The sequence below is a fragment of the Micromonospora sp. CNZ322 genome (assembly GCF_007827755.1).
Genome location: NZ_VITD01000002.1, coordinates 290,102 through 313,063, shown reverse-complemented (window position 1 = coordinate 313,063; position 22,962 = coordinate 290,102). Strand labels below are relative to the sequence as shown.

Annotated in this window: 16 protein-coding genes; 4 read left to right on the top strand and 12 right to left on the bottom strand. The window is 71.5% G+C overall.

Annotation, left to right across the window (positions count from 1 at the left end; translation table 11 throughout):
* Positions 1 to 342 precede the first annotated feature (342 nt).
* Together FB453_RS06410 and FB453_RS06405 are read left to right on the top strand one after the other, a co-directional pair.
* On the top strand, positions 343 to 1,710 hold the full coding sequence (locus FB453_RS06410; protein WP_145788296.1) for a serine/threonine-protein kinase: 1,368 nt from the start codon (positions 343 to 345) through the stop codon (positions 1,708 to 1,710).
* Positions 1,711 to 1,835: 125 nt separating this feature from the next.
* A complete protein-coding gene (locus FB453_RS06405) occupies positions 1,836 to 3,098 on the top strand; it encodes a nucleotide sugar dehydrogenase (protein ID WP_145788293.1) in 1,263 nt (420 codons plus the stop codon).
* Between the two features lie 108 nt (positions 3,099 to 3,206).
* Here the strand turns inward: FB453_RS06405 and FB453_RS06400 are convergent, their stop codons facing one another.
* From FB453_RS06400 to FB453_RS06385, 4 genes are all read right to left on the bottom strand, one after another.
* The gene (locus tag FB453_RS06400; protein ID WP_145788291.1) at positions 3,207 to 5,681 is read right to left on the bottom strand and encodes an FtsX-like permease family protein; all 2,475 of its coding nucleotides are present in this window, start codon (positions 5,679 to 5,681) and stop codon (positions 3,207 to 3,209) included.
* Between the two features lie 147 nt (positions 5,682 to 5,828).
* Positions 5,829 to 6,494, bottom strand: coding sequence for a response regulator (locus FB453_RS06395; RefSeq protein ID WP_112587120.1), 666 nt, complete (start codon positions 6,492 to 6,494; stop codon positions 5,829 to 5,831).
* Complete coding sequence (locus FB453_RS06390) at positions 6,491 to 7,711, bottom strand: sensor histidine kinase (RefSeq protein ID WP_145788288.1); 1,221 nt, start codon at positions 7,709 to 7,711, stop codon at positions 6,491 to 6,493. Before FB453_RS06390 ends, FB453_RS06395 begins: the two co-directional genes overlap by 4 nt.
* Before the next feature lie 47 nt (positions 7,712 to 7,758).
* Positions 7,759 to 8,466 carry a DUF305 domain-containing protein gene (locus FB453_RS06385; protein ID WP_145788286.1) on the bottom strand — a complete coding sequence of 236 codons (708 nt, stop codon included), beginning with the start codon at positions 8,464 to 8,466 and terminating at the stop codon, positions 7,759 to 7,761.
* A gap of 139 nt (positions 8,467 to 8,605) precedes the next feature.
* Between FB453_RS06385 and FB453_RS06380 the strand changes: the two genes are divergently transcribed.
* Together FB453_RS06380 and FB453_RS06375 are read left to right on the top strand one after the other, a co-directional pair.
* Complete coding sequence (locus FB453_RS06380) at positions 8,606 to 10,051, top strand: hypothetical protein (RefSeq protein WP_145788284.1); 1,446 nt, start codon at positions 8,606 to 8,608, stop codon at positions 10,049 to 10,051.
* A gap of 155 nt (positions 10,052 to 10,206) precedes the next feature.
* Positions 10,207 to 11,415: an SLC13 family permease gene (locus tag FB453_RS06375; RefSeq protein WP_145788282.1), complete on the top strand. Its 1,209-nt coding sequence runs from the start codon at positions 10,207 to 10,209 to the stop codon at positions 11,413 to 11,415.
* A 4-nt stretch (positions 11,416 to 11,419) separates the two neighbouring features.
* Here the strand turns inward: FB453_RS06375 and FB453_RS06370 are convergent, their stop codons facing one another.
* From FB453_RS06370 to FB453_RS06335, 8 genes are all read right to left on the bottom strand, one after another.
* Complete coding sequence (locus FB453_RS06370; protein WP_145788280.1) at positions 11,420 to 12,247, bottom strand: MerR family transcriptional regulator; 828 nt, start codon at positions 12,245 to 12,247, stop codon at positions 11,420 to 11,422.
* 61 nt (positions 12,248 to 12,308) lie between these two features.
* Positions 12,309 to 13,898: an asparagine synthetase B family protein gene (locus FB453_RS06365; protein ID WP_112724813.1), complete on the bottom strand. Its 1,590-nt coding sequence runs from the start codon at positions 13,896 to 13,898 to the stop codon at positions 12,309 to 12,311.
* A 4-nt stretch (positions 13,899 to 13,902) separates the two neighbouring features.
* Positions 13,903 to 14,871 (bottom strand): DUF5715 family protein, encoded by a 969-nt coding sequence (locus FB453_RS06360; RefSeq protein ID WP_145788277.1) that lies wholly within the window; start codon positions 14,869 to 14,871, stop codon positions 13,903 to 13,905.
* Between the two features lie 482 nt (positions 14,872 to 15,353).
* Entirely contained in the window at positions 15,354 to 16,151 is a 798-nt protein-coding gene (locus tag FB453_RS06355; RefSeq protein WP_145788275.1) for an isocitrate lyase/PEP mutase family protein, read from the bottom strand.
* The gene (locus FB453_RS06350) at positions 16,148 to 17,095 is read right to left on the bottom strand and encodes a cytochrome P450 (protein WP_486480179.1); all 948 of its coding nucleotides are present in this window, start codon (positions 17,093 to 17,095) and stop codon (positions 16,148 to 16,150) included. Before FB453_RS06350 ends, FB453_RS06355 begins: the two co-directional genes overlap by 4 nt.
* Before the next feature lie 159 nt (positions 17,096 to 17,254).
* On the bottom strand, positions 17,255 to 17,998 hold the full coding sequence (locus FB453_RS06345) for a winged helix-turn-helix domain-containing protein (protein ID WP_145788271.1): 744 nt from the start codon (positions 17,996 to 17,998) through the stop codon (positions 17,255 to 17,257).
* Between the two features lie 96 nt (positions 17,999 to 18,094).
* Entirely contained in the window at positions 18,095 to 20,458 is a 2,364-nt protein-coding gene (locus FB453_RS06340) for a DUF8189 domain-containing protein (protein ID WP_145788269.1), read from the bottom strand.
* 85 nt (positions 20,459 to 20,543) lie between these two features.
* Positions 20,544 to 22,910: a DUF8189 domain-containing protein gene (locus tag FB453_RS06335; RefSeq protein WP_145788267.1), complete on the bottom strand. Its 2,367-nt coding sequence runs from the start codon at positions 22,908 to 22,910 to the stop codon at positions 20,544 to 20,546.
* Positions 22,911 to 22,962: the final 52 nt, after the last annotated feature.

Sequence of the window (22,962 nt, the reverse complement as noted above, 5' to 3'; positions counted from 1 at the left end):
GAGGTGGCCGGGAGGGCCCGAGCCGGGCTAACGCTAAGAGGGCACCCACGACCCGACAAGTCGGCGTCGTGTCACGGAAGAGTGACAATTATCAACCCTGCCCGACGGCGCGTCGTCGTAACGGTCAGTACGCAGCAGACGCCCACCACGCCTGTAGGCGGTTTCTTGCCCCCATCGTCGACCCGAGCGACGGAAATAGTCGCTTTTTGTGACACCACACATCCGCAGCGTCACGAAGGGCGAGCGTCCACACAGGTCAGGCCGGATCAGCCACTCTGAACCAGCCGCCCGGCGGCCCTGCCGCGGCGCGCCGCCCCGCGCCACTCTAGGTACGGTAATGCGGTGTTGTCATCGGAGGTCGTGCTCAGCGGTCGCTACCGCTTGGACGAACGTGTCGCCACGGGCGGCATGGGCGACGTTTGGCGTGCCTCCGACCTGATCCTCGGCCGGCAGGTTGCGGTCAAGGTCCTCCTGCCGGCGCTGGTCTCCGATCCCGATTTCATCGCCCGGTTCCGCGCCGAGGCCCGGATCATGGCGGCGCTGCGGCACCCCGGCATCGTGCAGGTCTTCGACTGCGGTGCGGACGACCTCCCCGACGGCGGGCGGGCGGACTACCTCGTCATGGAGTTCGTCGCCGGCGAGCCGTTGTCCAAGCGGATCGAGGCGGCCGGGCGGCTCGACGTGGCCGAGACGATGTCGATCGTGGCCCAGGCGGCCGCAGCGCTCAACGCGGCGCATCGCGGCGGCATCGTGCACCGCGACGTCAAGCCCAGCAACCTGCTGGTGCAGGAGGACGGCACCGTCGTCCTGGTGGACTTCGGCGTGGCCCGCTCCACCGACATCACCAGCATCACCAGCACCAACGCGGTGCCGGGCACCGCCCTCTACATGGCTCCCGAGCAGGCCGCCGGTCGGCCGGTCAGCGGTGCCACCGACATCTACGCCCTGGGCGCGGTCACCTACTGCTGCCTGACCGGCAGCCCGCCGTTCACCGGCGACAATCCGCTCCAGGTCGCCGTGCGGCACCTGGACGACGAGCCGCCGGAGCTGCCGCACGACATTCCGGAGGCGGTCCGCGCTCTGGTGTCTCGGGCCCTGGCCAAGGATCCGCTTGAGCGGTTCACCAGCGGAGCGGCGATGGCCGAGGCCGCTCGGACGGCGGTCACCGGCGGCGAGCCGCCGACGGCGATGGCCGGGCCGGTCGCGCTGCGCGACGCTGGGCCGGGCACCCGCACGGACGTGCCGGCCGGCGCGGCGGTGGCGGACGGGCGCCAGCGACGGCGGGGTCCGCTCGTTGGCGCGGCGGCGGCCATGCTGGTCGCGCTGGTCGGGCTCGGCGCGGCGCTGGCCGCGACGCGTAACGTCGGCGACGACCCGGCGGTCAATCTGCCGGCCACCTCGCCGACGGTGGCGCCGAGCGGCCCCGTCGACCTGCCCGCGGCGAACGAGCAGATCACCAGCGTCGAGCCGGGCCGGCCGGACCGGCTGCCGCACGTCCCCGGCAACTCCCCGTCCGCGTCGGTCTCCGCCACGCCGAGCCTGCAGCCGAGCCAGACCGCCAACTCGCCGACGCCAACGGCGGGCGTCACCACGGCGCCGCCCACCAGCGCGGCGCCCACCACGGCCGCGCCGCCGACGACCAGCGCGCCTCCTGATCCACCCGCCACCTCCAGCCCGCCTGTCGATCCCGAGGTGCCGGCGGAAGGTTGAGCCGCGCGCTGTGGCCGACCCCCGTCAGTCCCACCAGCACCGATATCCCCAAAACGGACTTACGACGCCGAAGACGCCTCTAGGCTCTCAGCAGGCTATTTACACCATCTGCTGCGGGAGCCTGGGTGAGCGCTGAAAAGCTGGTCGTTATCGGTCAGGGGTACGTCGGACTTCCGCTGGCCATGCGGGCCGTCGAGGCGGGGCTCGACGTGGTCGGTCTCGACGTCGACGCCGACCGGGTGAAGCGTCTCGCCTCCGGCGAGTCGTTCGTCGAGGACATTCGGGCCGACCAGCTGGGCCGCGCGTTGGGCAGCGGCCGCTACCACCCCAGCACGGAGTACAGCGACGCTGACGGGTTCGACATCTGCGTCATCACTGTGCCGACCCCGCTGCGCGACGGGACCCCGGACCTGAGCTTCGTCGAGCAGGCCGGAATCGGTATCGGCCCATACGTACGCCCGGGCTGCACGGTGATCCTGGAATCGACCACCTACCCGGGCACCACTGAGGAGCTGCTGCGCCCGCTGTTGGAGTCGGCCAGCGGTTTGACCAGCCCCGGTGACTTCCACCTCGGCTACAGCCCCGAGCGGATCGACCCCGGCAACCCGACGTGGCGACTGGAGAACACCCCGAAGGTCGTCTCCGGTGTGGACCCGGCGGCGTTGGCCCGGGTGGACGAGTTCTACCAGCGCCTCGTGGAACGCACCGTACCGGTGGACTCCACCCGCGTCGCCGAGCTGACCAAGCTGATCGAGAACACCTTCCGCCAGGTCAACATCGCGCTGATCAACGAGCTGACCATGCTCTCGCACCACCTCGACATCGACGTCTGGCAGGCGATCGACGCCGCCTCGACCAAACCGTTCGGCTTCATGCCGTTCCGGCCCGGCCCCGGCGTCGGCGGGCACTGCCTGCCGATCGACCCGTGCTACCTGTCCTGGCAGGTCAAGCGCCGCCTCGGTCGGCAGTTCCGGTTCATCGAGCTGGCCAACGACGTCAACCACGAGATGCCCGAACACGTCGCGCAGCGGATCATGGGAGGGCTGAACCGGGACGGTCGTGCCGTCAGCGGTGCCCGGCTACTGCTGCTCGGTCTGGCGTACAAGAAGAACACCGGTGACATGCGCGACTCCCCCGCCGTGGACGTGGCCCGTCGGTTGCAGGCCCTCGGCGCCGAGGTGCACGCCGTCGAGCCGTACGCCGAGGCGCACCAGATCCCCGCCGGGGTCACAGTGGTCGGGCTCAGCGAGCGTGAGGTGCGTGCGGCCGACGCGGTGGTGGTGGTCACCGACCATGACACCTTCGACTACGACCTCGTGGTCAGGCACGCCCGCTACATCTTCGACACCCGTAACCGGTGCGTCGGCCCGATGGTCGAGCGCCTGTAGACCCGGCACCGCTGGCCGGTCCCGCCGCCGGGGAAGATGGCGGGGCCGGCCGGCGGATGTCCGTCCGGTCACCGGGGGGAGACCCGACCGGTCCGGACCGCGACCGGCTCACTGGTCGGCGAGCGCCTCGACGACCGGGCGGGACAGCGCTCGGCGGGCCGGCAGCACCGAGGCGAGCAGGGCGGCGAGCACCGCGACACCGAGGATCAGCCCGAGCTGGCCGAGCGGCAGCACCACGTGGAAGTCGCCGCCGAGGCGGTCCAGCAGAGCCATCGTGGACGCGCTGACTCCGGTGCCGAGCCCGACCCCGAGCACCGCGCCGACCAGCGCCATCAGCACCGCCTCGACGGCCAGCACCGCCCGCATCCGCCCTCGGGTGAGCCCGACCGCCCGCAGCACGGCGTTCTCCCTGGTCCGTTCGACCACCGACAGGCTCAGGGTGTTCGCCACGCCGACCAGGGCGATCACCACGGCCAGACCGAGCAGCGCGGTGACGAAGGCGAGCAGCATGTCCACAGTGCCGGTGAGCATCTTCTTGTAGGCGCCCTGGTCCATCAGGTTCACCGTCGGGTAGCGGCCCAGCACCGCGGTGATCGCGTCGCGGGCGCGCGCGGGGCCCACCCCGGCGGCGGGGTCGATCTCGGCCAGGTAGCCTCGCCGGGCGGGGAAGAGCGCGGTGAAGTCCTGGTCGGACAGGTCGATGACGTGACCCGCTGGCACCTCACCGCTGGGGCTGTCGTCGGTCACCACGGCGGCCACCCGGAACGACCTCCCCCCGACGGTAACCGGGGCGCCGACCTGCCAACCGCGGGCCCGCGCCAACTCGCGGTGCACCAGCATCTGCCCCGGCCCGACCCGCTCGGCGTCGCCGGACAGCACCCCGCTCAGCGTCCGGCCGACCAGCGCCGGGTGTGCCGCGCGGATCTCGACGTCGTCGACGACCGTGCTGCGCTGCTCGTGCACCACACCCAGCTCGGGACGGGAGGCGAGCTCACCGACGAGCGCGGCCGGCAGGTCCTGACCGATTCCGCTGACCACGAAGTCCGTCCCGATCTGGGCGTCCACGCTGCGCTCGATGCCGTCCTTGGTGCTGCGCGCGCCGACCATGAACGCCGAGACCAGTCCGATACCGATCACCAGCGCGGTGGCGGTCGCGGCGACCCGCCGCGGATTGCGCACCGTGTTGCTGACCGCCAGTTCACCGATGGTGCCGAGCACTCGTCGGACCGGCCAGCCGAACACCCGGGCCAGCGCGGGGACGAGCACCGGCCCGAACAGCACGATCCCGAAGAAGGTGAGCACCCCACCGACCGCCACCAGTAGCAGCTGACCGGCGCTGGCGGCGCCGGCCAGCGCGGCCACACCGACGGCGAGGACCACCGCGCCGATGCTCAACCGAACCCGACCGGCACCCTGGCTGGGCTGCACCGCGGCGTCGGTGAGCGCGGCCACCGGGGCGATCCGCGTCCCCCGCCAGGCCGGCAGCAGGGCGGCGCACACGGTGAGCCCGGTGCCCAGCAGCAGGCCGGTGAGCACTGTCGAACCGTTCACGGTCAGCCCACCGGTGACCGGCACGTCCAGTCGGGACAGCAGCAGCCGCAATCCGGCGGCGAGGGCCACCCCGAGCAGCACCCCGAGCGCGGAGGCGACAAGCCCCAGCACCGCCGACTCCAGCAGCGTGGACCGGAAGACCTGTCCCCGGGTGGCGCCGATCAGGCGCAGCAGCGCGGTCCGTCGGGTGCGCTGGGCCAGCACGATCGCGAAGGTGTTGGCGATCACGAAGCCGGCCACCACGATCGCGACCCCCACGAAGATCAACAGCAGCATGCGGAACTGTTCCACGTTGCGGACCGCGTCCTCCACGGCCTCGTCGAGGATCTGCTGGCGACTCTTCACTGTGGCTTCGGCGCCGGACGCGGCCCGTACCTTCTCGGTCAGCGCCGCGACGTCGGCGCCCGGTCGGGCCGCCACCATGATCCGGCCGTAGCCGCGCTCGCCGCTGAGGGCCAAGGCGTCCGGCCCGACCAGGCCGACGAACGGACCGCCGACGTCGCGGGCGGTGCCCGCCACGTCGACGGTGCCCACCAGGGTGTACGGGCGGGCCGCCCCGCCGGTGGCGCCGATCCGGACCGCCGCGCCGAGTCCGAAGCCCTGCTCTGCCGCCGTCGGCGCGTCGAGCACCACCTCTCCGGCCCGGTCGGGCAACCGGCCGGCCACCACGTCGTACGAGCGCAGCGCGTCCTCGGTGGGGATGGCGACGAGCATGGTGAAGCCGAGCACCGGCCGACCGTCGGCTCCGACGATCCCGGCGGTGTTGGTCAGCTCACCGGCGGCGGCGGCCACCCCGTCGACCGCCCGCACTTGGTCGACCAGTGCCGGGGGCAACACCTCTCGGCCGGCCGAGTAGACCCCCAGGTCGGTGTGGCGGTCGAAGGTGCCGGCCCGCTCGTACGCCCCGGCCCGCATCCCGTCCACGAAGATCATCGTGCCGGCGACGAACGCGACGCCGAGCATGACGGCGAGCGCCGAGAGCAGCATGCGCAGCGCCTCGGCGCGCAGCGAACGCAGGGTCAGGCGGATCATGCGGGGCTCCCGGTGCAGGTGGCGGATCGGACCCCTCCGACGCTATGGCCGGCACCGGTCTGTCGATCTCCACCTGCGCGCTCGACCTGCGTGCGCCCCGGGTCGCGGTGCGCCCTCCGGCCGCTACGACCCAGGTCGTACACGGTGTCATCCGCCGGGCGTGACCAGCCCGCTCTCGTACGCCAGGACCACCGCCTGGACCCGGTCGCGCAGCTGGAGTTTCGCCAGGATCCGCCCGACGTGGGTCTTCACCGTCGCCTCGGCCACATGCACCCGGGCGGCGATCTCCGCGTTGGACAGCCCCTGGGCGACCAGCAGCAGCACCTCCCGTTCCCGTTCGGTGAGCTGCGCGAGTCGGGGGTCGGCGCTCGGGGCGGCGCCGAGCTGCCCGGCGAACCGGTCCAGCAGGCGTCGGGTGATCGACGGAGCCACCACCGAGTCGCCCTGGGCCACCACCCGGATCGCGGCCAGCAGTTCCTCCGGCGGGACGTTCTTGAGCAGGAAACCACTCGCCCCGGCCTGCAACGCCGCGAACGCGTCCGCCTCGGTGTCGAAGGTGGTCAGCACCAGCACCCGAGGGCCACCCTCGGGCCGCTCGGCGCAGAGTCGACGGGTCGCCTCCACCCCGTCCATGGTGGGCATCCGGATGTCCATCACGACCACGTCGGCCTCGGTGCGGGCGAGCACCCGCAGGGCGTCCGCGCCGTCGATCGCCTCGCCGACGACCTCCAGGTCGGGCTGGGATTCCAGCACCATCCGGAAACCGGCGCGGACCAGCGCCTGGTCGTCCACGATCACTACCCGGACCGTCATGCCGCGATCACCTCCGTTGCCGGCTCTGACGGTAGCGGCAGCCGAACCTCGACCTGCCAGCCCCCGGTCAGGCGGGGACCGGCGGTGAGGCTGCCGTCGTACACCGTCACCCGCTCCCGCATGCCGAGCAAACCGTGACCGCCGGACGGCGCCGGGCTGACCAGCGGGCGGCCGCGGCCGTCGTCGACCACCCGGACCATGACGGCCTCGGCGGTGTACGACAGGACGACCTCGACGCCGGCGCCGACGCCGGCGTGCTTGAGCGCGTTGGTCAACGCTTCCTGCACCACCCGGTAGACGGTCAGCTCCAGGCCCGGCGGCAGGGCCGGTAACGCACCGGTGACGGTGCTGCGAACGTGCAGACCGGCGTCGTCGAACCGGGCCAGCAGGTCGGGCAGCTCGGCCAGCGCGAGGCGCCGGTGCTCGGGGTCGGCCGCCACCGCCAGCCCGTCGGCACCGTCCGCACCGGCCGGGCCGGCGTCGCGCAGAACGCCGACCAGGCGGCGCATCTCCTCCAGTGCCTGCCGGCCGGTGTCCGCGACCACCTTCACGGCGGTGCGCGCCTGGGCGGGGTCACGGTCGAGCATGAACCGGGCCCCGTCCGCCTGGACGATCATCACGGCCATGCTGTGGGCGACCACGTCGTGCAGCTCACGGGCGATTCGGGTGCGCTCCTCGGCGACCGCCGCCCGGGACTCGGCCTCCCGCTCGCGTTCCAGGGTGGTGGCCCGCTCCTCCAGGCTGAGCACGTAGAGCCGGCGGGTCCGCACGTTCAGCGCGACCAGCCACACCGCCCCGGTGACCAGCGCGTACCACAGCGCGGTCACCCACCACTGGATGACGTTGGGGGTCTGCGCTGCGGCCAGCAGCACGCCGACGGCCGCGACCGCACCGGCCAGTACACCGTCGCGCAGCCGCCGGCCGTACTTCACCACGCTGTAGAGCGCGATCAGGACGGCCACGTCGTAGATGAGCGGACCCCAGCGGGCGATCACCTGGATCAGGGCGAGCACCGCGACCGCCACCGTCACCGCGCTCGGGTGGGTGCGACGGAACAGCAGCGCCACCGCCATCCCCACGCCGACCGCCGTGGCCGCCCAACCGCCCGGCTGGTTCACCGCCGCGGCCAGGGAGACGAGGACCACCAGCAGAGCGACGGCCACGTCGAAGGCGACGCCGCGCAGCGGGCGACCGAACAGGGTGCGTCTCACGGTCACCCAGCGTACGTGCCGGGACGCTCGGCCCTCGCGCCCCGCGCCCGGGCTCAGCCGCCGAGGACCTCGCGCATGCGGTCGATCTCGACGGTCTGCTCGGTGGCAACGGAGGTGGCGAACTCGTTGAGGGTCAGGTCGGAGCCGACGGTGAGCAGGTTGGTGGCCATCTCGATGGCGCCCTGGTGGTGCTCGGTCATCATCCGGACGAAGAGCCGGTCGAAGTCCGCGCCCCGGGTTGCGGCGAGTTGCCGCATCGCCTCTGGCGACTGCATGCCGCGCATGGTGCCGTGGTCGTGCCCCTGCACCTCCGTCGGGAGGCCACGGGTCTGCAGCCAGCCGCGCATCATGCCCATCTCCGGCCCCTGGCTGGCGCGGATGCGCTCGGCGATGGCCCGGACGTCGGGGTCGGCGGCCCGGTCGGGGGCGAGCTCCGCCATCGCCAGGGCCTGCGCGTGGTGCGGGATCATCATCCGGACGAACAAGACGTCCAGCGAGTTGTGCGGGGCGGGACCGGCGTCGCGGACCTCGTGCGCCGGGCGGGTGGCCGCCGTCTCGCCCGGACGGCCGGGCGCGATGACGGTCAGGTCGGTGGGGACGGGGCTGGCCGTCGGCGACGCGGCGGAGGTGGCGGGCGCGGAGACCGGCTGCGGTGCGCTCGTACCGGTGTCGCCGTCGAGGCGGATCACCATGAACACCACCAGCGGCAACACGAGAGCCAGTGTGACGACCGCCAGGATGCGTGCGCGCCGGTTGGTCATGGGCCACTCCCTGCAGTCGAGGTCACCGCGATGTTATCCATTGAAGAACCCGCTTTCATGTGATCCAGCTCACATCGACGTTCTTCGTCGGACGGTAACGTGTCAACCATCGTCTCCCCCTTGCGAAGGGCCCCCGCCGATGATCAGATTCCACAAGCCACGGTTACGACAACTGCGTGTCGTGGCGCTCGCCACGACCGGCCTTCTCGTCGCCAGCGCCCTCGTCGCCCCGGCGAGCAACGCCCAGACGGTGCCGCAGGCGGCCAAGGCCCCCGCGCTCACCAACACGATCCCCGGCGTCGACGAGATCGTGAGCAGCCCCAACCTGCGCCAGATCGCCAACCTGCCCAAGGTCGCCCCACTGGACGCGACGAACAGCGACATCGCCTTCCAGGGCAAGTACGCGTTCGCCGGCAACTACAACGGCTTCGTCATCTACGACATCTCGCGGCCCAGCGCGCCGACGGTCAAGGCCCGGGTGCTCTGCCCGGGGTCGCAGAACGACATCTCCGTCCACGGTGACCTGCTCTTCCTCTCCACCGACTCGTCGCGCAGCGACGACTCCTGCAACAGCACCACGCAGGGAGCGGACGTGAAGGGCTCGTGGGAGGGCATCAAGGTCTTCGACATCAAGGACAAGGCCAACCCGCGCTACATCAAGTCCGTCGAGACGGCCTGCGGCTCCCACACCCACACCCTGGTGCCGGGCAAGGACCGCAAGGCCATCTACCTGTACGTCTCGTCGTACAGCCCGCGGGCCGAATTCCCGGACTGCCAGCCGCCGCACGACTCCATCTCCATCATCAAGGTGCCGGTGAAGAAGCCGACCGACGCGGCAGTGGTCGCGACGCCGAACCTCTTCCCGGACGGCGGCTTCCCCGGCAGCCAGACCGGCTCGGCGACCACCGGTTGCCACGACATCACCGCCTACCCGTCGAAGGACCTGGCCGCCGGCGCCTGCATGGGTGACGGCATCCTGCTCGACATCAAGAACCGCGAGGCCCCACGGGTCATCAACCGGGTCCGGGACGAGGTCAACTTCGCGTTCTGGCACTCGGCCACCTTCAACAACTCCGGCACCAAGGTGATCTTCACCGACGAGCTGGGTGGTGGCGGGGCGGCGACCTGCAACGAGACCGTCGGCCCGAACCGCGGCGCGGACGCCATCTACGACATCGCCGGCCGGGGCAACGCCCGGACGATGACCTTCCGCAGCTACTACAAGATCCCCCGGGCGAACGCCAACACCGAGAACTGCGTGGCGCACAACGGCTCGCTGATCCCAGTGCTCGGCAAGGACATCATGGTCCAGGCGTGGTACCAGGGTGGCATCTCGGTGTTCGACTTCACCGACTCGGCCAACCCGAAGGAGATCGCCTTCTGGGAGCGCGGCCCGCTCTCGGCCGACACGTTCGTCGGCGGCGGCACCTGGTCCGCGTACTACTACAACGGCCACATCTACTCCAACGACATGGTGAAGGGCCTGGACGTCCTGGAGCTGAACGACTGGCGTACCTGGTCGGCCAAGCTGACCCGCTACCAGGAGCTCAACGTGCAGACCCAGCCCAGCTACCTGGGCTGGTAGGCACCACGCACCACACCGGGCCCGGCCTCCGATCTTCGGGGCCGGGCCCGGCGCGTTGCGACGCCAGGGCCGTTCGAGGGCGGGCACGGTGGGGCCCGTCACCAGGACGGGGGTTGCGAACCGGCTGGCCAGGCGCTGTGCCAACGTGAACAGACGTGACAGTTGCCGCCCCGCCCGAACCGGCCACGCGTCGGCGGCCCCACCCCCTGGACCTGGTGGCAGCCGTCCTCGCCGTGGTCGGAGCGGCCTGCGCGCTGAGCGGGCTGCTCCCCCGCGCGGACACCACCGCCACCCTGCACCGGATCCTGCCGCTGCTGCTGTTCCTCGGCACCGTGATCGTGCTCGCCGAGCTGACCGCCGTGGCCGGTGTCTTCGACGTGCTGGCCAGCCGACTGGCCATCGCCTCCCGGGGCAGGTGGGCCGTACTCTTCCTGCTCTGCGGCGGTCTCGCCACGCTGACCACCCTCGTGCTCAACCTCGACACCACCGCCGTGCTGCTCACCCCGGTGCTGCTCGCGCTGGCCCGGAACCTGCGGATCCCCGCCGCCCCGCTCGCCGTCACCACGGTCTGGCTGGCGAACACCGCGAGTCTGCTGCTGCCGGTGTCCAACCTGACCAACCTGCTCGCCGCCGACCGGGTCGGGCTGGCACCCCTGGCGTACGCGGCTCGGATGGCGTTGCCGCAGCTCGCCGCCGTGGCGGTCACCATGGCAGTGCTGTGGTTCGGGTGGTGGCGGCGGGAGCGGCCCGCCGGTGGGCGCTTCGTCCCGCCGACCCGGCACGTGCCGGCCGACCCGGTGCTGCACCGTACGGCGCTCGCCGGTTGCCTGATCTTCGTCGCCGGCATCCTCGCCGGCGTGGAGATCGAGATCGCCTCCACCGTCGGGCTCGCCCTGGTGCTGGTCGGGTTCCTGGTCCGCTCCCCCGACACGCTGCGCCCGGGTCTGGTCCCGGTGCGCCTGCTGTTCTTCGTCACCGGCCTGTTCCTGGTGGTGCAGACCCTCGGCCGGCACGGGCTGGACGACCTGGTCGGCACCCTGGTCGGCGCCGACGGTGGTGCGCTGGGTGCCCTGCGCGCCGGTGGCACCGGAGCGCTGCTCGCCAACGCGGTGAACAACCTGCCCGCCTACCTGGCCGGCGAGTCGGTACTGCCGACCGGTGACCACACCCGCCTGCTGGCCCTGCTGATCGGCACCAACGTCGGTTCGCTGGCCGCCCCCTGGGCGTCACTGGCCACCCTGCTGTGGTTCGAGCGCTGCCGGGCGGCCGGAGTGGCGGTGCCGCTGACCCGGTTCGTGCTGACCAGCACCCTGCTCGCGGTCACCGCGACGCTCGCCGCGGTCGGCGCGCTGCTGGTGACCTGAGCGCTCAGTCGCGGTACACGGCGACCTGAAGTTCGGTGACGCCCTTCTCCGGGGTGTCCGGGCAGTAGTCGAGGTATACCTCCCGGGCGAAGCCGTCGGTGCGGTAGCCGTTCTCCTCGATCCACCGGGCGAGCGCCTGCATGCTCGGCTCGACGTCGTCCATCGCACCGTGATGGATGATCGTCGCAGCGTTGCGCAGCTCCGGCAGGTCGCGGACCGTGACGTCGGGCGCCGCGGACGGCTCGGCGTCGACGAGCACACCGGCGTGTACGACGACAGCGTCGCCGCCCGGGTCCGCGGGCTCGTACCAGGCGATGGCCGGCCCTGTGGGTGTGATCCCGGCGGCGGCCAGCCGACGGAACAACTCCGGGTAGAGCGGCTGGATCACCGGGCCGATGTCCTCGCCCTGGTAGCTGGGCGCGACGGCGGTCAGCTCCGCGACGCGAACCGGCGCGATCTCCTTGAGGACGACGTCCTGGGTGGTCATCCGACCCTCCGACTCGATCATTCGGAGCCTCGCCTCGACGGCCGTGAGCCGGGCCGTGTCGGCGGCCAACTGTTCCGCCAACTGGCTCCGGCGCAGCCGCAGCATGCCACGCAGCTCGGCCACGTCGACGGCGTCGTCGACGATCGCGCCCACCTGTTCGAGGGTGAGGCCCAACTCCTTGAGGGCGATCACCCGGTTGAGCCGGCGCAGCTGGTCGGCCCGGTAGAAGCGGTAGCCGGTGTGCGGGTCGACGCTGGCGGGGGGCAGCAGACCGATGCTGTCGTAGTGGCGCAGCATCCGCACCGACACCCGGCCGAGTCTGGCGAATTCTCCGATGGTGAACATGGTCCCCTCACACTCGTCCCTGACACCGTGTCAGAGTCAAGCGTGGCGTGCGGGGCGGCCGTCACTGGCGGGCGGGGCGCGGGCCGACCAGCCGGCGGACCACCGGAGCGGCGTTCCACTTGGCCGCGCCGACCAGGTCGCGGGCGTGCTCCAGAACCGTGTAGTCGGGCCGGGTCAGCCCGTCGGCGATGGCCCGGTCCAGGTCGTTGCCGCAGCGGCTCAGCACGGTGTCGAAGTCCCGACGGACCGGCTCCTGCAGGTCGTAGCCGAAGGAGCGGTGCAGCCGGGCGAAGAGCGGCTTGTACAGCCGGACCCGCTCGTGCAACCCCGACGAGTACGACATCGGGTTCTTCCGACGGCGGAGGATGTAGTCCGGCAGCACGTCGGCGAACGCCCGCCGGACGATCCACTTCTCCTGCCCGTGGCGCAGCTTCAGATCCACCGGCAACCGCATCGCCAGCTCCACCACGCTGAGGTCGAGGAAGGGCACCCGGGCCTCCACGCCGTATGCCATGGCGGCCCGGTCGACCCGCTGCAACTCGGTGCGGCACAGGTTGCGGATCCGGTGCAGGAACAGTCGGCGGGCCGCCGCCGGGGCGACCTGGTGGTACATCGGGTACCCGCCGAACAGCTCGTCGGAGCCGTCGCCGGTCAGCACCACCTTGATGCCCAGGTCGCGCAGCCGCCGGAAGATCGGCACCGAGACGACCGCGTTGATGATGTCGCCGTACTCGGTCAGCTCGGAGATCCGGATGGCCTCGCGGACGTCGGCGAGCCGGATGTCACGCGGTCGCAGCTCGACCACCACGTGCGGCACGTCGAGGTCGGCGGCGAGCCGCCGGGCGTACGCCACGTCGGGGCTGTCGGCGACGCCCACGGTCACCGCGACGCAGTCCGGGTGGATGTCGCGCACCTGCCGCAGGGTCAACGAGCTGTCCAGCCCACCGGAGAGCACCACCCCGACGGTCAGGTCGGTCTCCACCCGCATCCGGATCGCGTCGCTGAGCGCGGCGCGTACCAGCAGCGCGGCCTCGTCCGGGTCGTCGATGACCGGCAGGCCGTCGCCGATGGTGAGCAGGTCGACGTACGGGCTCAGTCGCACGTGCCCGTCCGCCTCCGCCCAGCCGTGGTGCCCGGGCGGCACCTCGGCGATCGGGGCACCGTGCCCGACGAGGGCCTTGACCTCGGAGGCGAGGTGCAGGCAGCCGGGTCGACGGGACCAGTACAGCGGCTTGACCCCGAGCGGGTCGCGGGCCAGGTACGCCCTGCCGGTGGCCCGTTCGACGACCGCGAAGGCGTACTCGCCGCGGAGTCGGGTCACCGCCGCCTCGCCCCACTGCTGGAAGGCGGCGAGCAGCACCTCGGTGTCGCTCTCGGTGCGGAAGGCCTGCCCCAGGCGAGTCAGCTGCGCCCGCAACTCCCGGTAGTTGAAGATCTCGCCGTTGAAGCAGAGCAGCCAACGCTCGTCGGTCGACGTCCACGGTTGCACCGCCCGGTCCCGGTCGACGATCCGCAGGCGGCGGGTGCCAGCGAGCAGCCCGCTCTCGGACCGGGTCTCGGTGACCTCACCGCGCGGGGCCAGGGCGGCGAGCATCCGCCGGAAGGTCGCCGGGTCGGCCTCGGGGCCGATGCTCAACGCGATGCCGCACACCGGCTCAGACCCCCATCTCGGCCTCGTACGCCCGGCGTAGGCGACGCCGGGCGGTCGGCGCGAGACACAGGTGCCAGGCCTGCCCCTCGTCGATCAGGTTCAGCTCACCGGCCTCCTGCCGGCTCAGCAGCAGCTCCGCCAGGGCCTCGCGCGCTCCGAACCGGTCGAACCAGGCCAGCTCGACGTCGGCCGAGTAGCCGAGGCAGTGCCCGCTGGGCAGCATCGCCGCGTAGCCCAGGCGGCGCAGCCGGTACTGGTGCTCGGCGCTGCGGACCAGGCTGGTCACCCAGAGCGGCGGGGTGGCCGGCGGCGCGACGGCGGTGAACTCCCGTCCGATGTCGTTGAGCAGCGCCACCACCTCGCGCCGGGCGCGGCGGAACAGCAGCCCCGCGGTGCGCGGGGTGGCATCGGGTCGCAGCCGGCGACGCAGCCCGCGGGCGGCCCGGCCCAGGGTCGTGGCGGGCTGCTCCTGGTAGCGGAACCGCAGCAGGTCGCGGCGGCGCAGCCACTCCAGGTCGACCAGCTCGGGGCTGCCGTTGACCTGGTCGTCGGTGACGAAGGTCGGCGCGTCCTGCCACCACAGCACGTCGATGCGGGAGAGCAGGTAGATCCGGACCAGTGCGCTGAGGTCAGTCGCCGAGGTGCGGTCGTTCGGTTGGTAGCGGGCCATCTCCAGCAGCAACGTCTCGCGCGCGCCGATCAGCCCCTGCGGGGTGGCGTCGAGGACCGCGGCGAGCGCCGGCTCCCGCAGCCGCTCGTCGATGAGCACCTGCCGGGCCCGGGTGCTCGCCGCGTCGGCCAGGGCACCGACCTCGACCAGCAGTTCGGCGACGGCGGCCCGATAAGCGGGCAGGTCGGGGGCAGGAGCGGGAACGCGGCGGGAGGTCGCACCGGAGGGTCGGCGGCGGGCCGGAGCGGTGGGCGACGGAGGCGAGCCGGGTTGCTGTCCCGGGCTACGGCTGGGCACTCGCATGACGGGTCCCTCTCTCCGGTCACGGCACTGGGTGGTTCGCCCTGAAACACACCGTAATCATCGGGAGCGGAACGGACCGAACAATCCTCCTATTTCCCCTCTAACGGAGCGTGGACGACGCACCGGGATGATCCTTGGTTTGGCGCTTTGGAGCTGATGTCGCCAACGAATCAACGCCGCCGGCTTCGCAAGCGGGTCCTGATGTCCACAACAAGCGGGCCCTGATGTCACACAGGGCGGGCCCTGATCTCACACAGGCGGGCCGTGATGCCGCACAGGGCGGCCGCGTGATGCCACAAACGATTCAGCTCCGAAGGCAGCAACCAACACACAAACCACCGACGCCCGAACCCAGCCGGCGGCCGGCGGCCGGCGGCCGGCCGGGCCATATCGAGCGGGCCGAGCACGGCACCCACCGACGGGCCGCCTGGCGCGGGCCAGAGCCGGCCCGGCAACCACCGCCGGAGCGCCGGCAGCCACCGTCAGTCGCCGTCCGTCGGCACCAGGGCCTGCACCTCGGCGTACGACGGCAGTCCCGCCGGTGTGGTGGGCCCGCCGTCGCGGACGGCGTCGGCGGCGGCGAGCGCGGCACCCAGCGCGGCCCGGAACAGCAGCGATCCGGTGCTGACCCGGGCCACCCCGGCCCCTCCCAACTCAGCCAGCCCCGGCCCGCCCGGCTGGTACAGCGCGTTCACCGGAGCGTCGATCCGCTCGGTGAGGACGCGCAGGGTGGCCAGGTCGACGGTCCCGGGCACGAAGATCCCGTCGGCACCGGCCACCCGGTAGGCGCGAGCACGAGCGAGGGTCTGCGGCAGTGGGTCGTCCACTCCGAGCCACCAGGTGTCGGTGCGGGCGTTGACGAACAGCTCCGGCACCGCCGCCTTCACTGCCACAATCTTGGCAGCGGCGACCTCGGTGTCTGCGAGGGTGCCATCGGCCCGCCCGTCCTCCAGGTTGATCCCGACCACGCCGAACCCGGCCAACTCCGCCACGTACTCGGCGACCTCCGCCGGGTCGTCGCTGAAGCCACCTTCCACGTCCACGCTGAGCAGCACCGGCAGCGGAGCCAGCCGGCGGGCCAGGGCGAGGGTCTCCGCCGCGGTGGCCGCGACGCCGTCGGGAAGGCCGGCGGTCGCGGCGACCCCGAGGCTGGTGGTGCCGACGGCCGGATGCCCACGCGCGGCGAGCGCCGCCGCCGAGGCGTGGTCCCACGCGTTGGGCAGCAGCAGGGGACGACCGGCACGGTGCAGGGCTTGGAACGCGGCACGACGTTCGCTCATCGGACGCTCACCTCCAGAGTTGTCGGCACCCGCAGGGTCGGGTGCGGTTCGTAACGCACCGAGGTCGGGCCGCGCCGGCAGCGTTCCCGCAGCACGTCGAGCACCCCGCAGACCAGCGCCAGGGCGTGCCGGTCGCCGGGGCAACCCCGCTCCCCCGCCCCGAAGGTCAACAGCCGGGCACCGGGTCGACCGGGCTGGAACGTCGCGGGCTCGGTGAACGCCTGCGGGTCACGGTTGGCCGCGTCGAAGCGCAGCAGCACTGGACTTCCGGCCGGCAGATCCTGCCCGCCCAGCCGTACCTCGTCGACGGTGACCCGTCGGGTGGCCCGGACCGGTGGGTCGAGGCGCAGCACCTCGGCCAGCAGGTCGGTGGTTCGTGCCGTGGCCGCCGCTCGCGGGCCAGCCGGGGGCAGCAGGTGATGGGCGGCGGCGCCGATCAGGCCGGCGGTCGCGTCGCATGCCTGGACCAGCAGACCGATCAGGTTCGCCCGTACCTCCGGCGGACCCGGCGGCGTGAGTGCCAGCAGCGCCGTCACCGCCCGGTCGGCCCGCGCGGTCAGGGCCGGGTCCACCCCCGGGTGGTACGCCGCCGCGACGACCGCGACCGCCGTCCCGGCGGCTGCCGGATCAGCGAAACCGAGGCGGTCGGCCAACGCCCGCAGCGGAACCGGCCGGGCCAGTTCCCGCATCACGTCGACGCGGTCGCCGGCGCGGTCGAGAACGGCAACGGTCAGCCGCGCCGCGTCGTGTCGCAGGTCGTCCGGGTCCAGCGAGGCCAGCGCGCTCACCGCGACCGCCCGACGGTCGGCGTGCCGTCGCGGTGGACTGAACCGGCTGACCGTGGCGCGCAGCCAGGCGAGGGTGCCGGGCGAACCCGTGTCGACGGCCGGTACCTGGAATGCCGGGTCGGTCAGCGCCGCGCTCACGTCGGCGTGCCGGGTCACCCACCAACCGCGTTCCGGTTCAAACGAGGGCGTCCCACACGCCGGTGTTCCCGGGGCGGGCGCAATGTGCGGCCAGTTGTCAGTCACCGCCCGACCGTAGGGCGCGAACCGTTCGCCCCACACCGAACGATCCCGCCACGGTCACCCGCTGCTCGCCGGTCAGGCGCGGCCGCTCGTGGGCGGCGGGGCTAACGGCGGGTCGAGGGTGTGTTCGGGGATGGACAGGGCCGCGGCCAGCCCGAGGCGACCGGTGGGAGTGAGACGGACGGCACGGCCGGCGCCCTGGCTGATCCAGCCCAGGTCGGTGAAGCGGCGGCAGAGCGCCGCGCCGAGCGACCCGGCCAGGTGCGGGCGGCGTTCGGTCCAGTCCAGGCAGTCGCGGACCACCGGGCGGCGGGCCGCGCGCAGCACGTCCACGGGTACGCCCAACCCGGCCGCCCAGGCCCAGCCGTCGGATGTCAGCGCCAACCCGCTGGACCGGTCGAGCCGACGCTCGGTGAGCAGCGCGTCGTACATCAGCACGCCCAACCGTCCGGCAAGGTGGTCGTAGCAGGTCCTGGCGTACGCCAGGGAGGCGCTGGCGGTCACCGCGCGCAACGACCCGGTCGGTGCGGGCGCGGCCGGAGCGTGCCCGGCCAGGTCCTCGATCAGCTGGGCCACCGACGGCCCGGCCAACCGCAGGTAGCGGTGCCGGCCCTGCCGTTCCTCGACGAGCAGCCCACCGCGGACGAGTCGGGTGAGGTGGTCGCTGGCCGTCGAGGGGGCGACACCGGCGCGCCGGGCCAGCTCACCGGCGGTCCACGCCCGCCCGTCGAGCAGCGCCAGGCACATTCCGGCGCGGGTGCCGTCGGCCAGCAGAGCCGCCAGCTCGGCCATCCCCCGACCGTCGGTGCCAATGCTCATCGCTTCAGTCTAGGAAGGCAGGCGCGCACCGGTGAACAGCGACCCGGGGGCCTCCGTCATGTGGACGAAGACCCCCGGGGCTGATGGCGCCGAGGATCAGGCCGGCGGCGTCGGGATGAGGTGCGGGGTGAAGCTGACCGCCGACGGGCTCACCTTCGCTGCCGCCATCCCTCCGGGCGCGGCGAATCGACGGTCGAGCGCGATGGTGGTGTTGTTCCGATTACGGTAGACCACCACGAACCCGGGCCCGCCGGAGTTCTGGATCGGCGCGATGGTGGGATCGGTGGCGGCGGTGGCAGCGGTCGGGTCGCTGGGGTTCTCGTACAGGCGCAGCCACTCACCAAAGGCGCCCGAGCCCTGCTCGGTCTCGTACACCCGGTAGACCTCGTTGTCAGGCCCACGGGCGACAACGGCGATCCGGCCCAACGCCGGGTCGACAATCGCGGCCGGGGAACCGGCAGCGGTGAAGGTTCCCACCGTCTGCCAGGTGGTCGGCCAGGCCCCACCCAACTCCTGCTTCTTCATGACCAGCGAACCGTCGGCCGCACGCGCCACCACCGCGGTGCGGGGACCCTGGATGAGGAAGGCAGCCGGCACGCCGGTCACGTTTCCGCCCAGGTCGGTCCAGCCGGTGAGTGCCCCATCGGTCGAGTAGAACGCGGTCTTGATGGTGCCGGTGCTGGTCGTGGCGACCAACTGAATCCCGGTGTCAAGCGCGAGCGTGGCGAGGCCACCGGAGAGGTCGACGTCACCGAGGCTCTTCCACGACGCACCCGTCCCGGTCTGACGGTAGTGCCACAGGCGACCGTCGGCGTCCACCGCGAAGATCACGCTGCTGCCGTTGGCGAGAGTGACCGCGACGGGCGGGGCTGCCATGGTTCCGCCGTAGTTCCCGGTGGTGCCCCAGGTCGCGGCGTTCGCCACCGTCTGGGCACCGGCCCAGACCGTACCCGTGGTGTGCAGGGCGCTGATCTGCATCTGCTTGCTGGCGCCCAGCACGTTGAGTGCGGGCTGTCCGGTGAACGCCTCCGCGCCGAAGAGGGGGGTGTGCTGGACGCTGCCGAAGTCGTCGGGGTTCGCCTGGTGGACGACCCGCACCTGACCGGTGTTGTCAGTGTGCGCGTAAACGATGGTCCCGAGCGCGCTGCCGTCGCTCGGCTCTCCCTGCCTCGCCACCGACCGAGAGAAGGATTGCACCGGCAGGAACGGCATCGGGTCGGCGAACCAACCCTGCAGGTCGACCAGGATGTGCGCAGTACCGCCGCTGACGTTCTTGATCCGAACCTTCCCCTCGGTGCCCAGCTTGGTCACCACGAGGCTCGATCGTGTGTTGTTGAGCCCGGCGGGGAAGTCGGCAGTCGAGGCGGAGTTCGGAGTGCCGTCGAGCGGCGTGACGGTGAGATAACCGGCGGCCGCGGGACCGACCACGTGCACGTTGAGGACGGCGGCGGCGATGCCGCGAGTCGGCAGGCCGTTGGTGCCGCCAACCGCGACGTCGACGGAGCCGCCCGCGGGCACCGCCTGGGCGCCGGTGGGCAAGCGGCTGTCGTACAGCCTTGTCGCCGGGATCGGACGCAGACCCGCGCCGGTGGTCGGGCTGCTGGTCCAGTACCCCTGGACCGTGATGGCGACGTGCACGGCGGGCCCGCGAGCCTCCAGTTGCACGTTACGGCTGCCATCGGAGCTGAGCTTGATCGCCATCCCCATAGACGTGGTGGCCTTGACGTAGTCGATGCCGACCTTCGCGGTCGCGCTCGACCCGACCGTCACCCAACCGTTGCCGGTCGAACCCGTCACCACCACGTCGAGCATGACCGCCTTCGCGGTGCTGGGCACCAACCCGCCACCGGAAAGGTTGGCAGTGCGGGTCCCGCTCGTGGGTAGGGTGCCGGTGGCGATCCCCAGCCCTACTCGGCTGTCGACCACCCGCGTGTGGTTCACCGGTACGAAGCCAGAGCCGACGCTGCCCGTGGCGGTGGTGTAGTAGCCCGCCACGTCCACTTTGATGTGCAGACTGCCGGTCAGGTTGTAAACCGCAATCTTGCCGTTCGCGCCCGGCTTGACCACTGACGAGTTGGTGATCGTCTCGCCGACCGCGGCATTCAGCTCCGAGGTCGTCCGGCTCGTCTGGTCGGGGTAGACGGACAGAAACGTGTTGGCGGTCGGGTTGATCGCCGTCACGTCCACCATCAACGCGCTGACGCCGCTGGACGGGATACCGCCGATGCCGACGGCGTTGAACGTGGTGACGGACTTGGCGCCCCGAACACCGGTGGTGCCGCCGGTGCCGTTACGGGTGTCCAACAGGGTCACGCTGTCGATCGGTACGTAGTCACCACCCCTGCCCGCGGCGTCGGCGTGGGCTGGCGTCGGCGAGACAACCATTGCCAGCACGACACCAAGGGCAGCTAATCCACTACCGACACGGGCGCGCAAACGTGAGGTCAATAATTCGTTCATGCAAATTCCTTCTAGAGGAAGCAACTGGGACGCTCGGGGGCCTCCGTCACGTGGTCGAAGGCCCCCGGGCTGGTGGTGCCGAGAATCAGGCCGGCGGCGTCGGGATGAGGTGCGCGGTGAAGCTGACCGCCGACGGGCTCACCTTCGCTGCCGCCATCCCGCCGGGGGCGGCGAACCGCCGGTCCAGCGCGATGGTGGTGTTGTTCCGGTTGCGGTAGACCACCACGAAGCCGGTTCCGCCGGAGTTCTTGATCGGCGCGATCGTGGGATCGGTGGCGGCCGTGGCAGCGGTCGGGTCGCCAGGGTTCTCGTACAGGCGCAACCACTCACCCCAGGTGCCCGAGCCCTGCTCGGTCTCGTACACCCGGTACATCTCGTTGTCGGGCCCACGGGCGACAACAGCGATCCGGCCCAACGCCGGGTCGACGATCGCGGCCGGGGAACCGGCGGCGGTGAACGTACCCACCGTCTGCCAGGTGGCCGGCCAGGCCCCACCCAGTTCCTGCTTCTTCATCACCAGCGAACCGTCGGCGGCACGGGCCACCACGGCCGTACGGTAGCCCTGGTTGATAAAGGCGGCCGGCACCCCGGTCACGTTCCCGCCCAGGTCGACCCAGGCGCTGAGGGTGCCGTCGGTGGAGTAGAGCGCGGTCTTGATCGTGCCGGTCATGGTGGTGGCAACCAGTCGGACACCGGCGGCGTCAACATTCACCAGAGTGATTCCGCCGGTGAGGTCGACGTCACCGAGGCTCTTCCACGCACTCGTCCCGGCCTGGCGGTAGTGCCACAGGCGACCGTCGACATCCACGGCGAAGACCACGCTGGTGCCGTCGGCGAGGGTGACCGTGACGGGCCGGCCCACCATGGTGCCGCCAAGGTCCCCGGTCGTTGCCCAGGTCGCCGCGTTCGCCGCCGTCTGGGCACCGGTCCACACGGTGCCGGTGGTGTGTAGGGCGCTGATCTGCACCTGCTTGGTGCCGCTCTGCACGTTCAAGGAAGGTTGCCCGGTGAACGCCTCCGCGCCGAACTGGGGGATGTGCTGGACGCTGCTGAAATCGTCCGGGTTCTGCTGATGGACGACCCGCACCTGCCCGGTGTTGTCGGTGTGCGCGTAGACGATGACCCCGAGCGAGCTGCCGTCGCTCGGCTCCCCCTGCAATGCCGTCGAGCGGGAGAAGGACTCGGTCGGCAGGAACGGCATCGGGTCGGCGTACCAGCCCTGCAGGTCGACGACGATGTGCACGGTACCGCCGCTGCTGTTCTTGATCCGGACCTTCCCCTCGGTGCCCAGCTTGGTCACCACGATGCTGGACCGGGCGACGTGCCCGGCGGGGAAGTTCGTCGTCGACGCGGTGTTCTCGACGCCGCCCAAGGGCGTGACGTTGAAGAACCCGTCCACCGTCGAGGCGACCGCGTGCACATTGAGGACGGCCGCGGCGATGCCACGGGTCGGCAGGCCGTTGGTGCCCGCGACAGCGACATCGACGGCACCGAAGGCGGGCACCGGCTGGGCGCCACTGGGGAAACGGCTGTCGTACAGGGTGGTCGCCGGAACCGTGCGCAGGCCGGCGCCGGTGGTCGGGCTGCCGGTCCAGTAGCCCTGGACGGTGATGGCGACGTGCACGGTCGAACCGCGATTTTCCAACGTCACAGAGCTGGCACCGGGGTTCAGTTTGACGACCATCCCCAACGAGGTGGCGCCCTTGGCGTAGTCGATGCCGGTCTCCGCGGCCGTGCTCGACCCGACGGTCATCCAGCCGTTGCCGGTCGCGCCGATCACCACGACGTCCAGCATGACCGCCGTCGCGGAACTGGGCACCAGCCCACCGCCGTAGATGTTGGCGGTACGCGTTCCACGGGTGGGCATGGTGCCGGCGGTGATCCCCTGTCCGGTCCGGCTGTCGACCACCCGGGTGTGGTCCACCGGCACGAAACCGGAACCGGTGCTGCCGGTGGCGGTGGTGAAGTAGCCCACCACGTCCACTCTGATGTGGACGTTTCCACCCGCGTTGCGCACCGCGAGCTTGCCGTTCGTACCGGGCTTGACCACCGCCGAGTTGGTCATGACCTCACCGACCGAGGCGTTCATGGCCGAAGCCTTCGGGTCCGTCAGGTCTGAGTAAATGGTCAGGAACGTGTTGGCGGTCGGGTAGATCGCCGTCACGTCCACCATCAACGCGCTGACCCCGCTGGTCGGGATACCGGCGATGCCGACGGCGTTGAACGTGGTGACGGACTTGGCGCCCCGAACACCGGTGGTGCCGCCGGTGCCGTCCCGCGTGTCCAGAAGGGGGACGCTGTCGATCGGCACGAAGTCACCACCCCTACCGGCGGCGTCCGCGTGTGCCGATGAATCCATTTTGACCAGCGACGTTCCGGTCGATAGAAGTGCAAGCAGCATTACCATGAAGGCCCGAACCATCGGCCGTTCAGTCAGTTTCAGCGAGAGCACGTCATTCCTTATTAACAAGCCAGTGCCTACATTATGTGTTTAAAGCGAGTTT